Here is a 12,294-nt window from a genome sequence, read left to right as displayed (position 1 = left end):
GGCTCGCGCGGCCCCTGAGCCCGGTGGCCGCGTGGCCCGGCGGACGCATGCCCCGGCGACCCACGGTGGCCTCGAGGTCAGCTCTGCGCCGGCCTGTGCGGGATGAAGGCTCCGATGCGGTACCCGCCGTCGTACGGACCGGCCGAGAACGTGCCGTCGAGCATGTCGATGCGTTCGGCCAGGCCGATCAGCCCGTTGCCGCCGCTCGGCAGCGGGTCCGCTTCCCGGGTACCGGTGGCCGGGCCATTGGTGACCTGCACTTCCACACCGTCGATCCGGCACTCGACCACGACCGCGACCTGCGCGCCGGGGGCGTGCTTGGCGGCGTTGGTGAGACCTTCCTGAACGATGCGCCGGAGGGCCCGCTGCACGGGGGCGGGCAGGGTCTCGGGATGCCCGGCGATCCGCAGCGTCGCAGGACGGCCGAGTCTGCCGGAACGCTCGACGAGCTCGTCGAGCCCGCCGGCTCCGGGCCGGGGTGCTGTGCCGTCCGGCCGGTCCGGGCGGTCCGGGCGGTCCGGGCGGTCCGGGCGGTCCGGGCGGTCCGGTGCGAGGACGCCGAGGACCTCGCGCAGCTCCTCCAGCGCCTGGTGGCCCTCGTCCCTGATCAGCTCCGCAGCCTCTGCGACCGCGGGAACGCGTGCTTCGGGGCCGACCTTCAGCGCGCCCGCGGTGAGCACGATGTTCCCGACGCGGTGGGCGACGACGTCGTGGAGCTCTCTGGCGATGCGGGCCCGCTCCCCCGCCCTGGCCCGCTCGACGAGCAGATGCCGCTCACGCTCCAGGGCGTCGACCGTGGCCTGCGCCTCGCCGGCGAGATCGCGGCGGATGGCGACGGTGTAACCCACGACGAGCGGTCCGAGGATCAGTGCGAGGGCGAAGGCCGAGTCGCGCAGATCGGGCTCGGGCGTGCCGGCCCACAGGGCCACGACCCCGGCCGCGCAGCCCGCCGCCCCGAACCACACCAGGGTGCGTACGCTCCGGTACGTCTCCCCCACCGTGTACATGGCCACGGCCAGGGCCGCCGGGGTGAACGCGATCATGTAGCCCACCGTGACGACGGCGGCCACGGGTCCCGGCCGGCGACGGCGCCACCACAGCGCCGCACCGACCGCGCCGGAAACAGCGGCCACGACGCCGGTGGGCAGACCGGTGAGCAGGCCGTTGGACGGCTTGATCCAGGTGTCGACGACGCCGAGGAGTATCACGACCGCGGTGAGCAGTGCGTCCCGCTGCCGTACCGACCAGGGCTTCCGCTCGGTCACTCAGCCCTCACCACCTTGCGCAAACCCGCGCACCCTGCGGCCACTGTATGGCCTTCGCCGCTCTTGACGCCGACCCTCCGCCCCGGGATCGCTCGCGACGAAAGTTACGCCGGGATGTGACGAACGGCAGGCGGAGATCCGGCTGAAGGAGACGCCGCGGGGGCTTCCCGCGCCACCACGCTGGGAGAGGTCCGGGTGCCGTTGGACGGCACCCCCCTGGTGGAAGGAAGGATTGTGGAAGGTAGGAGCACATTCATGATCGGAGACCGCGTGGTCGCGATCCTGCCCAGGCACCCGCGCGCCGCGGCGCAGGCCCGGCGCGTCCTCGAGGAGATCGCCCCCGCGGACTGCTCGATCGCAGAGACCGCTGCCCTGCTGCTGTCCGAGGTGGTGTCGAACGCCGTGCGCCACGCGAACGGGGGCACCATCGAGGTCGCCGTGGCCCGTGACGGGACGGCCGGTGCCATCACCGGCGCGGTCTTCGACGCCGAGCCGGTGATGGGCGGCGGGGCCAGGTCCGCAGACGCGGTGGCCGACCATCCGGAGCGGGGCCGCGGGCTGGACCTGCTGGATGCGCTCGCCGGGTCCTGGGGTGTGGCCACGGTCGGCGACCACGGCAAGTGGGTGTGGTTCCGGCTCGCCCCGGCCTGACACCCGCCCCCGTACGAGCGGGTCCGGTACCGGAGGACCCGGCACGGACTCAGGGAGGCTGGGCCCGCCCTGCCGCTCCTTTGAGGCGTTCGATGTCGCAGGGACGTACCTGGATGACCAGGAGCGCGATGAGCGCTGCGACCGAGGTGAACACCGCGGCCACCACGAAGGCCGCGGCCACCCCTGCGGTGAGGACCGCATCGGCGAAGGGGGCGGGCAGCCTGCCCGTGTGTTCGAAGCGCAGGAGCTCGGACGGGGTCGCCCGGGTGAGGAAGCCCGGCAGCAGGTGCTCGGTCTCGTTGCCGGCGGCGGTACCGAACACGGTGACCAGGATGGACAGTCCGAGGGAACCGCCGACCTGCTGATGGGCATTGAGGAGCCCCGAGGCCGCGCCCGATTCATGGTCGTCGACGTGGGAGAGCGCCGTCAGCGTGAGCGAGATGAACTCCATCCCCATGCCCAGGCTGAAGACCAGCATCGGCCCGAGGATGCTGCCCAGGTATGTGGAGTGGACATCGATCTGGGCGAGCCAGACCAGGGCCGCCGTGGTCAGCAGGGCGCCGGCGACCATGAAGGGCTTCGGCCCGTACGCGGGCAGGAGTTGTGAGGTCAGACCGGCGCTCAGCGCGATGGTCGCGCTGACCGGCAGGAAGGCGAGGCCGGCTGCCAGCGGACTGAAGCCGAGCACGTTCTGCACGAAGAGCGTCAGGAAGAAGAACATGCCGAACATCGCTGCGGCAAGGCTCAGCATCATCGCGTATGTTCCGCGCCGGTTGCGGTCGGCGAACATATGGAGCGGGGTGATGGGCTGCCTGGAGTGGCGTTCGACGAGGACGAAGAGGGTGAGGACCAGGGCCGCTCCGACGAATGACGCGATGGTGAGCCCGTTCCGCCAGCCGTGCTGTGCGGCCCTGATGAATCCGTAGACGAGCAGGACCATGCCGACGGTGGCGGTGAGCGCGCCCGTGAGGTCGAAGTTGCCGGGGTGTGGCTCGGACTCCCTGATCCGGCGCGGCGTGGCCAGGGCGATGAGCAGTCCGATCGGCACGTTGACGAAGAACACCCAGCGCCAGTCGAGCCATTCGACGAGCATGCCGCCCGCAAGGAGCCCGATGGCGCCGCCGCCCGCGGAGACGGCGGCGAAGACACCGAAGGCCCGGTTGCGGTCCGGGCCTTCTCTGAACGTCGTGCTGATCAGGGCGAGAGCGGTCGGGGAGGCTATCGCGGCGCCGGCGCCCTGGAGGGCGCGTGCGGCAAGCAGCTGGCCCGAGTTCTGGGCGAGCCCGCCGAGCAGTGAGGCGACGACGAAGAGCAGCACTCCGAAGATGAAGACCCGGCGGCGGCCGAGTATGTCTCCGGCCCGGCCGCCGAGCAGGAGAAGACCGCCGAAGGTGAGTGTGTACGCGCTGACGACCCAGGAGAGGTTCGTCGTGGAGAAGCCGAGCGACGTCTGGATGTGCGGCAGCGCGATGTTCACGATGGTGATGTCGAGCACCACCATCAGCTGGCAGGAGGCAATGACCAGCAGTGCCATCACGCCGTCGCCCCGCTCCGGGGCGGTGGTCCGCGGTGCTGGGGTCGATTGCGGGCTGGTCATCGCACAAGTGCCCTCGGCGGAGGGTCGGTGGACGGCGGCGTCCACCCTTTCGACCGTAGGCCGGGGCCAGGGGCCCCGCGAGTCGATCACGCGGGGCGCACTCCGTCGGTCGCACCGCCCGTCCCGCCGGTTGTCCCACCGTCCTCCGCCGGTCCGTGAGGCCCTTCCGCGGGGCCGTGGCAGCGCTTTCGCCGCTCCTCCCACGGCTCTTCCGCCGGTTGTCCCGCAAGTGCTTTCACCGGTTCCCGCCCCCGGTCCCACTGCCGCCGGCACTGTCGAGCACGTCTGCGCGAGGCGTGCGAGGTGTGCGAGGTGTGCGCTCGGCGTCACATCGTGAGCCGTGCGGCCGGTGCTCCGCGCTCAGGGTGCAGCCGTCGTCGATCTCCATGAGCCTTCCCTGCGGCGGCAGTTCGGCCGGTCGCCCGCCGTGGCCCCTAAACGGCCTTGTCCGGTCCTTCATCGCCGGACCACCGGTGCCGGCTGGTGGAACTTCCCCGACGCTTCCGCCACTTCGAGCAACTCCGCTTTCCGCACAGCGAGGTCGCTGCGCGGCAGTCGTCCCTGGTCACCCTCGCGGGAGGTGAGTACGGAGCCGGGCGATCCGTTCGGGTCCATGAGCCGGGGAGTCACGCGGACAGCGGCCCGCCGAGGCCGGAGGGAGCCCGCGGAGAGGATCGCGACCTTCGTGCCCTCGCAGGCGCGCGCCCGATGCGGTCGCCGTGCCAGGCCGCGCCGAAAACGTCGGCGACGACCGCCAGCCGTCAGACCGCCAGCCGTCAGCCGTCAGCCGTCAGCCGTCAGCCGTCAGCCGTCAGCCGTCAGCCGTCAGCCGCGGAGACTGCGCTTGCGCCGCGGCTCCACCGGCTCGTCCCTGGCCCGGGCCCAGAGGGAGCGCACATGGCCGAGGTGGCGGGCCATGCATTCCTCCGCGGCCGCCTCGTCCCCGGCCAGCATCAGATCGAGCAGCTCATGGTGCTCCTCCGCTGAGGCGACCAGCTGTCCCAGCTCGTCGAGTCGGGTGAGGCCGTAGAGCCGGGAGCGCTTGCGCAGATCACCGACGGTCTCGACCAGCCGGTCGTTGCCGGCCAGCGAGAGCAGGCCGAGATGGAAGCGGCGGTCCGCGTCCAGATAGCCGATCAGATTGTGCTCGCGGGCGTGGGCCACGATCTCCTCTGCGACCGGCCTGAGTTCTTCCAGTTGCTCGGCCGTCGCGATCTGTGTGACGCGGCCGATGGTCGGCACCTCGATCAGGGCGCGGAGCTCGGTGTACTGGTCGAGGTCGCGCTCGCTGACCTCCGTGATCCGGAAGCCCTTGTTGCGGACGGGTTCCACCAGTCCCTCGCGGGCGAGATCCAGCATGGCCTCGCGCACCGGGGTGGCGGAGATGCCGAAGTCGGCGGCGAGTCCGGGCGCGGAGTAGACATGGCCCGGACGGAGTTCGCCCGCGACCAGGGCGGCGCGCAGGGCGTGGGCGACCTGGTCGCGCAGCCGCTCCTGGGCTGTGATCAGGCTGAACTGCTTCAGGTCACCCATGGCATGCCTCCGTGAATCCGCGAGGAGCCAGCGTACAATGTCACGTTGCGTCATCGGGCGCCGCCGTCGCTCGCCTGTGGACAGCGGCGGCGACCGCGAGGTCCTCCCAGGCCATTCCCACACTCTTGAACAGGCGGGGACGCCCTGCACTCACTGTGGCATGTCCGGTGACCAGTTCGGCGAGCGTTCCCGCGAAGTGCTCCGGCCCGGCAGCGCCTTCCGCCTCCGGGATGATCAGGTCGCCCGCCTCGCGCTGTGCGACTGCCCGGGATTCGACGTACACCGCCGAGCGCCGGACGAGCGCGCTGTCGGTCTCGCGCGCGTCCGGCTCGTGCGAGCCGATCGCGATCACGGTGGCGTGATCCGGGACCAGGCGCCCGTCGAAGAGCGGTTCGCGTGCGGTGGTGCAGCAGATGACGAGATCCGCGTCCGATACGTCGCCAGGGGTGCCGGTGCATGCGTCGAGACCGCGTGTGCGCGCGTACCGGGCCAGCGTCTCCGCCCGGTCCGGGCGGCGGGCGACCACGGTCACCCGGGTCAGCGGCCGTTCCGCGAGCACGGCATCGAGATGGCCGTACGCCTGGGGGCCTGCCCCGAAGAGGACGGCGTGTCCGATCTCCCGCGCCGCCAGTCGCCTCAGCGCGACCGCGGAGACGGCCGGGGTGCGCAGTGCGGTCAGCGCCGCCCCGTCCAGCAGCGCGAGCGGAACGAGCGTTGGTCCGTCGAGCAGCAGATAGCTCCCGGTGATCCGGGGCAGTCCGCGCCCCGTGTTGGCGGGAGCCACCCCGGCGATCTTGACTCCGGCGTAGGCTCCGGCCGCGGCGGGCATCAGCAGCAACTGGCCTGCGGGGACGGTGATCCGGGAGCGCGGCGGGCAGTTCTCGGGGTCGAGGCCCTCCCTGAGTACGTGCTCCAGCGCGTCGGCCGCCGCGGCGGGCTTCAGCAGTCGGCCGATGTCGTGCGCGTCGAGGTGGAGCGGTGTGCCGTTGGACGGTTTCACAGCAGAAAGCCCGTCGCGAGGGTGTCGTGCGGGTCGAGGACGAACGTGTGCTCGCCGGTGCGGTGGGCTGTCCCGGTGACCTCCGTGACGGTTCCCTCGTCCGTGCGGGAGACCACGCGGCCGGTGAAGACCGTGCCGATGACCGATTCATGGTGCAGTGTGTCGCCGGGGCCGAGTCTGCCGTCCTCCGCCAGCAGGGCCAGGCGCGCGGAGGTACCGGAGCCGCACGGCGAGCGGTCGACCTGGCCGTCGGCGAAGACCGTCACAGCTGCCTGGGCGGGCCCGGTGGCGGTGTCGGGGAGCTCTTCGTGGAGGATCACGCCGTAGACACCGGACAGCAGCGGGCCGTCCGGATGCCAGGTGGCGGGGTGGCCGGCCAGCGCGGCGCGGATCTCCCGTCCGGCGCGTACGAGTCGGGGCAGTGAGGCTCGGTCGACGTCGAGGCCCAGTTGTGCTGCGGGCACCGAGGCGTAGCAGGCACCGGCGTGTGCAACATCGACGTCCGCGGTGCCGAAGCTGGTGGCGACGGGGATCTTGCGGGCGGTCACACGGGCCGGGACATTGCGGAAGGTGACCGCGGTGGTGCGGCCCTGCTCGCGGTGGACCGTCGCCGTCACGCGTCCCGACGGCACATCGATGCGGATCTGTACGGATCCGTCGTCCGGCGCTCCGACGCGGCCGCTGTCCACGGCCCATGCGCCGAGCGCGACAGTGCCGTGGCCGCAGGCCGTGGAGTAGCCGTCCTTGTGCCAGAACAGGACCCCGAAGTGGGCTCCGTCGTCATCGGGCGGCACGACGAAACCGCCGTACATGCCCGAGTGGCCGCGCGGTTCCTGGACGAGGAGGCGTCTGAGCGTGTCGAGCGGACCGGGGCGCGGCGCGGTGGCGGAGCCTCCGGCTCCGATGGCGTGGGCACAGCGTTCGGCCACGGTGTCACCGGTGACGGGGGGCAGTCCGTCGGCGACGATCCGGAAGGGCTCGCCGGCGGTGTGGTAGTCGGTGCTACGGATCACGGACTCGGTACCCGGGGCGGGTACCGCGATTGCGGCGGGCTGCGTCGGCGGGGCCGGAGTGGCCTTCGGCGCGGGCGGGTCCGGTGGTGTCGGCGGGGTCACAGGAGGAAGCCTCCGGGAAACGGGTCGGTCGGGTCCAGGAAGTACTGCGCGGTGCCGGTGATCCAGGCGCGGCCGGTGACGGTGGGGACGACGGCGGGCAGTCCGCCGACCGTGGTCTCCTCGACCAGCCGGCCGGTGAACTCGGTTCCGATGAAGGACTCGTTGACGAAGTCCCGGCCGATGGGGAGTTCGCCTCTGGCGTGGAGCTGGGCCATCCGGGCGCTGGTACCCGTGCCGCAGGGGGAACGGTCGAACCAGCCGGGATGGATGGCCATCGCGTGCCGGGAGTGCATGGAGTCGGAGCCCGGGGCGGCGAGGTAGACGTGTTTGACGCGGCCGATGGCGGGCGTGACCGGATGGACGGGACGGTCGGTGGCGTTGATGGCGTCCATGACCGCAAGGCCGGCGGTGAGCAGTTCGTCCTTGCGGGCACGGTCGAAGGGGAGGCCGAGGGCGTCCAGGGAGACGATGGCGTAGAAGTTGCCGCCGTATGCCATGTCATAGGTGACCGTGCCGTGTCCGGGGACCTCGACCTTGCGGTCCAGTGCGAGGCAGAAGGCCGGGACGTTGGTGAGGGTGACGGAGCGGGCCGCCCCGTCCTCGACATGTACGTCCACACTCACCAGCCCGGCCGGGGTGTCGAGCCTGACGGTGGTAACCGGCTCGGCCACCGGGACCATGCCTGTCTCGACGAGGACGGTGGCGACTCCGATGGTGCCGTGGCCGCACATCGGCAGCAGACCGGACACCTCGACGAACAGCACGCCGTAGTCGGCGTCCGGACGGGTGGGCGGCTGCAGGATCGCTCCGCTCATGGCGGAGTGGCCGCGCGGTTCGTACATGAGCAGTGTGCGGATGTGGTCGAGGTGTTCGACGAAGTGCAGCCGGCGTTCGGCCATCGTGGCGCCGGGGATGACGCCGACGCCGCCGGTGATGACGCGGGTCGGCATGCCTTCGGTGTGCGAGTCGACGGCGTGGAAGACGTGGCGGGTGCGCATGCGGTCCTCTTCTCGCTCGGTCCGGGTCTACCTGTGGCCCTCGGCGAGTGCCTTCTCGGTGGCGGCGCGCACGGCTGCCTCGCGTTCCGCGTCGAGCGGGGAGCGAGGCGGGCGGGTCGGGCCGCCGGGGTGGCCGGCCAGGTCCATGGAGAGCTTGATGGCCTGGACGAACTCGGTCTTGGAGTCCCAGCGCAGCAGCGGATGCAGGGATTTGTACAGCGGCAGCGCGGTCTCGAGGTCCTTTTCGACCGCAGCGCGGTAGAGGGTGACGCAGGATTCGGGCAGGGCGTTGGGATAGCCGGCGATCCAGCCGACCGCGCCTGCGAGGGCGAGTTCGAGCAGTACGTCGTCGGCGCCGATGAGCAGGTCGAGTCCGGGAGCGAGTTCGGCGATCTCGTAGGCGCGGCGGACATCGCCGCTGAACTCCTTGACGGCGACGATGCTGTGCTCGCCGTGGAGGCGGGCGAGCAGGGCGGGGGTGAGGTCGGTCCTGGTGTCGTAGGGGTTGTTGTAGGCGACGACGGGGAGGCCGGCGCGCGCGACTTCGGTGTAGTGGGCGGCGACCGTCTCTTCGTCCGCCCGGTAGGCGTTCGGTGGCAGCAGCAGCACGGATCCGGCGCCGGCCTCGGCGGCCTGGTCGGCCCAACGGCGGGATTCGGCGCTGCCGTACGCCGCGACACCGGGCATCACCCGGTCGCCGTCGCCCGCCGCTTCGACGGCCGTGCGGACGACCCGGGCGCGCTCGTCGTCGGTGAGGGTCTGGTACTCGCCGAGGGAGCCGTTGGGGACCACTCCGTCGCAGCCGTTGGCGATGAGCCCGGCGACATGGTCGGCGTAGGCGTCGTAGTCGATGGAGAGATCGTCGCGCAGGGGCAGGGCAGTGGCGACCATGACTCCGTGCCAGGGGCGCGTGCGGGGTGCGTGTGCCATATCAACTCCTAGAGTACGGTGTGACATTTTACTAGTGGGCCCGAAGCGGCCACAAGACCACAGCGGGCAGGCGGTGCGGGTGTCTGACGGGCCGTCGACGGGAGCGTGCTGCCGGCCGGCACGCTCTGTCCGGTGCGGTGACGGCAATGGTCCGGCCTGGAAGCGGGCCGGCGGCACCTTCCGGTCACTGCACTAGCTCACCTCGCCCGACGGGCCAGGCCTGCGTCCGTGCGCACCCTGTGGCTCCGCAAGGTCGGCGAGGTCCGCAAGGTCGGCGAGGTGCTTCAGCGGCACCGGGCAGGACAGCGGCCGCCGGTCCGGCGCGGGTTCCTCCCCGGCCAGGTGCGCGACGGCGGGGCCGCACATCCGTCCCTGGCACCAGCCCATTCCGGCCCGGGTCAGCAGCTTCACGGTCCGGGCGTCATGGGCTCCGAGTTCGCCGGACGCCTCTCTGATCCGTCCGGCCGGCACCTCCTCGCAGCGGCACACCTCGGTGGCGTCGTCGAGCCATCCGGTCCACCCCCGGCCAGGTCGGTGGACGGCCGCCATCGCATCGGCGAAGGTCCGGAGCCGGTCGCGGCGGGAGGCCAGGGCCGCTGTCCGGCGCCGTGGCCGGGGTACGCCGTGCAGGGTGTGCGCGATGGAGAAGGCTGCCAGTTCGCCTTCGGCCAGGGCGAGTTCCGCCCCGCCGATTCCACCGGTCTCCCCCGCCGACCAGACGCCGGGGACGGAGGTGCGCTGCTCGTGGTCGACTTCCAGGGCGACGGTGCCGTCGGGCGTGCGGCGTGTGGCGCAGTCGAGGGCGGTGGCGAGCTCCAGTTGCGGAACGAGCCCATGGCCGATGGCCAGTGCGTCGCAGGGGATGCGACGCCCGGTGCCGGGTACGGGCCGCCAGTCGGGGTCGAGGCGGGTCACGGTGACGGCCTCGACGCGCTCCGTGCCGTGCGCGGCGGTGACTGCGTGTGTGGTGAGCATGCGCACGCCATGCCTGAGCAGCCTGCCCCCGTGCGCGGCGCCTTCGGCGAGTTTGCCGGGATTGCCCATGAGGGCGGGCAGTCGACGTGCGTACGCGGTGTAGGCCGCGGCTTCCACCATGGCGGGCACCGTGGCACCGGCGGCCGCGAGCGACCCGGCGACGGCGAGCAGCAGCGGGCCGCTGCCGGCGACGACGACACGGCGGCCGGGCAGCACGAGGCCTGACTTGAGCATCGCCTGCGCACCCCCGGCGCCGACGACTCCCGGCAGGGTCCAGCCGGGGAAGGGAAGTTGGCGCTCGTACGCCCCGGTGGCCAGCAGCACCGCGCGGGCCCGTACGGTGACAGCGCGCTCGTCGGCGCCGCCGTGTCCCGCGACGGCGTGGAGCCGCCAGCCGGACGTGCCGGCCGGCCCTGCTGGGTCCGGCTCCCGTTCGGGGCGGACCGACCAGACGTGGTGCGCGGGCAGGTGGCTGATGCGTCCCGTTGCCGTGAAGGTGCGCAGTGCGTGTTCCCTGCGGGCGTACGCCTGCCAGTTGTGGTGGAGGGCTTCGGGCCGGCTCGCGTGGAGCCCTGGTGCGGGGTGACGGTAGAACTGCCCTCCGGGCTGCTCCCCCGCGTCGATCAGTGTCACCCGCAGTCCGAGTCCGGCCGCGGTGACGGCTGCGGCGAGCCCGGCGGGACCGGCTCCGACGACGGCGAGCTCGCAGGCCGTCCCGGGCTCCTCAGACGGCGAGGTCGTCATGGCCGGTGCCCTCCTGGGTGGTGATCGCGTCGCCGGGGCGTGCGGGGATCAGGCAGGCGCGCTGGTTCGGGCGGCCGTTGATCGTGGCGAGGCAGTCGTGGCAGACGCCGATTCCGCAGAAGGCGCCGCGGGGTGCGCCTGTGTGACGGGTGGTGCGCCAGGAGAGGATGCCCGCGGCCCAGAGGGCGGCGGCGACGCTCTGTCCGGGCAGCGCGGTGACCGGGCGTCCGTCGAAGGTGATCTCGTACGGTGGCCCGGGCCGGGCTCCGGCCAGGGACGCGGGGGTTGTGGTCACTGCGCTGCTCCTGCCTCGAAGCGGTCGGGTGCGAAGGGCCTGGTGTCCAGGGCGGGTCGTCCACCGTGCAGGGCCGTGGCGATCAGGTGTCCGGTCGCTGGTGCGAGTCCGATGCCCGCTCCCTCGTGGCCGCAGGCGTGGTACAGGCCGGGGACCCGCGGGTCCGGCCCGATCGCGGGGAGGTGGTCGGGCAGATAGGGGCGGAAGCCGTGGTACGCGCGCAGCACGCGCACATCGGCGAGGACGGGGAAGAGGGCGGCGGCCTGGGCGGCGAGCCGGCGCAGCGCCTCGGTCGACAGGGCGGGGTCGAAGCCGACGCGTTCGCGGGTGGCGCCGATGAGGACCGGCCCCGACGGGGTGCCTTCGACGACCGCGGAGGACTGGAGAGCGGCGGAGTCGCTGGCGACGTCGGCGATGTAGTCGGCGGCGTACACCTTGTGGCGGACGACGCGTGGCAGCGGCTCGGTGACGAGGACGAAGCCGCGGCGCGGGAGGACGGGAAGTCGGGTGCCGGCGAGTGCGGCGAGGGCTCCGCCCCAGGGGCCGGCGGCGTTGACGACGGCGGGGGCGAGGAGTTCGCCGCGCGGGGTGCGTACTCCTCTGATGCTGCCGTCGGGTGCGGTGAGGATGCCGGTGACTTCCTCGCCGAGCCTGACGGTGGCTCCGGACTCACGGGCGGCGTGAAGCAGTTGGGCTGCGGCGCGGGCGGGCTGGATCTGCGCGTCCTGCGGGTAGTGGAATCCGCCGGCGAGGCCGGGTGCGAGGTGGGGTTCGAGGTCGTGGAGCCGGGCGGCGGGGATTTCGCGGGTCTCGACGCCGGCTTTGCGCTGTCCTTCCGCGAAGTCCCGCAGTGCGGTGAGGGTGGTCTCGTCGGGCGCCACGACGAGACCACCCTTGGGCTCGTACTCGGTCTCCGGTGGGAGTGCTTCGGTGAGTTCGCGCCAGAGTCGGGTGGACAGCAGCGCGAGGTCGAGCTCGGGTCCCGGCTCCTTGTCGGAGACGAGAAGGTTCCCTTCCCCGGCACCGGTGGTGCCGCCCGCGACGGATCCGCGGTCGACGACGGTGACGGCCAGACCGGCACTGCTCGCGTAGTAGGCGCAAGCGGCTCCGACGACGCCGGCGCCGACGATGACGGCGTCCAGGGGACCACGGGGGTGTCTGGTGGGCACGACAGTAATATGTCACATTGCT

11 protein-coding genes are annotated in these 12,294 nt (G+C 72.2%); 1 reads left to right on the top strand and 10 read right to left on the bottom strand.

Translation table 11 applies throughout. The features are described 5' to 3' along the window. Positions 1-77: 77 nt before the first annotated feature. Positions 78-1,265 (bottom strand): sensor histidine kinase, encoded by a 1,188-nt coding sequence (locus AC068D_RS00310; RefSeq protein WP_478820655.1) that lies wholly within the window; start codon positions 1,263-1,265, stop codon positions 78-80. A gap of 255 nt (positions 1,266-1,520) precedes the next feature. On the opposite strand from AC068D_RS00310, the gene AC068D_RS00305 reads away from it, so the two are divergent. After that, positions 1,521-1,916, top strand: a complete 396-nt coding sequence (locus tag AC068D_RS00305; protein ID WP_478820654.1) for an ATP-binding protein — start codon at positions 1,521-1,523, stop codon at positions 1,914-1,916. Positions 1,917-1,965: 49 nt separating this feature from the next. Here the strand turns inward: AC068D_RS00305 and AC068D_RS00300 are convergent, their stop codons facing one another. From AC068D_RS00300 to AC068D_RS00260, 9 genes are all read right to left on the bottom strand, one after another. Next, positions 1,966-3,513 (bottom strand): MFS transporter, encoded by a 1,548-nt coding sequence (locus AC068D_RS00300; RefSeq protein ID WP_478820653.1) that lies wholly within the window; start codon positions 3,511-3,513, stop codon positions 1,966-1,968. 825 nt (positions 3,514-4,338) lie between these two features. After that, positions 4,339-5,046: a GntR family transcriptional regulator gene (locus AC068D_RS00295; RefSeq protein WP_478820652.1), complete on the bottom strand. Its 708-nt coding sequence runs from the start codon at positions 5,044-5,046 to the stop codon at positions 4,339-4,341. A 40-nt stretch (positions 5,047-5,086) separates the two neighbouring features. Then, positions 5,087-6,046: an ornithine cyclodeaminase family protein gene (locus tag AC068D_RS00290; RefSeq protein WP_478820651.1), complete on the bottom strand. Its 960-nt coding sequence runs from the start codon at positions 6,044-6,046 to the stop codon at positions 5,087-5,089. Continuing rightward, positions 6,043-7,059, bottom strand: coding sequence for a proline racemase family protein (locus tag AC068D_RS00285; RefSeq protein WP_478820650.1), 1,017 nt, complete (start codon positions 7,057-7,059; stop codon positions 6,043-6,045). Before AC068D_RS00285 ends, AC068D_RS00290 begins: the two co-directional genes overlap by 4 nt. Positions 7,060-7,157: 98 nt before the next feature. Continuing rightward, a complete protein-coding gene (locus AC068D_RS00280) occupies positions 7,158-8,159 on the bottom strand; it encodes a proline racemase family protein (protein ID WP_478820649.1) in 1,002 nt (333 codons plus the stop codon). A gap of 27 nt (positions 8,160-8,186) precedes the next feature. Further along, entirely contained in the window at positions 8,187-9,089 is a 903-nt protein-coding gene (locus AC068D_RS00275) for a dihydrodipicolinate synthase family protein (RefSeq protein WP_478820648.1), read from the bottom strand. A gap of 192 nt (positions 9,090-9,281) precedes the next feature. Beyond that, positions 9,282-10,808 carry an FAD/NAD(P)-dependent oxidoreductase gene (locus tag AC068D_RS00270; protein WP_478820647.1) on the bottom strand — a complete coding sequence of 509 codons (1,527 nt, stop codon included), beginning with the start codon at positions 10,806-10,808 and terminating at the stop codon, positions 9,282-9,284. Then, entirely contained in the window at positions 10,789-11,103 is a 315-nt protein-coding gene (locus tag AC068D_RS00265; protein WP_478820646.1) for a (2Fe-2S)-binding protein, read from the bottom strand. Before AC068D_RS00265 ends, AC068D_RS00270 begins: the two co-directional genes overlap by 20 nt. Next, positions 11,100-12,272 (bottom strand): NAD(P)/FAD-dependent oxidoreductase, encoded by a 1,173-nt coding sequence (locus AC068D_RS00260; protein WP_478820645.1) that lies wholly within the window; start codon positions 12,270-12,272, stop codon positions 11,100-11,102. Before AC068D_RS00260 ends, AC068D_RS00265 begins: the two co-directional genes overlap by 4 nt. Positions 12,273-12,294: the final 22 nt, after the last annotated feature.

Source organism: Streptomyces sp. NPDC043861 (assembly GCF_056435905.1).
The sequence above is the reverse complement of the archived record's forward strand: the minus strand, read 5'-3'. Positions and strand labels throughout refer to the sequence as shown.

Coding starts and splice junctions, on each gene's coding strand:
- AC068D_RS00300 (WP_478820653.1), bottom strand. CDS start 3,513: ATGACCAGCCCGCAATCGACCCCAGCACCGCGGACCACCGCCCCGGAG.
- AC068D_RS00270 (WP_478820647.1), bottom strand. CDS start 10,808: ATGACGACCTCGCCGTCTGAGGAGCCCGGGACGGCCTGCGAGCTCGCC.
- AC068D_RS00305 (WP_478820654.1), top strand. CDS start 1,521: ATGATCGGAGACCGCGTGGTCGCGATCCTGCCCAGGCACCCGCGCGCC.
- AC068D_RS00275 (WP_478820648.1), bottom strand. CDS start 9,089: ATGGCACACGCACCCCGCACGCGCCCCTGGCACGGAGTCATGGTCGCC.
- AC068D_RS00295 (WP_478820652.1), bottom strand. CDS start 5,046: ATGGGTGACCTGAAGCAGTTCAGCCTGATCACAGCCCAGGAGCGGCTG.
- AC068D_RS00280 (WP_478820649.1), bottom strand. CDS start 8,159: ATGCGCACCCGCCACGTCTTCCACGCCGTCGACTCGCACACCGAAGGC.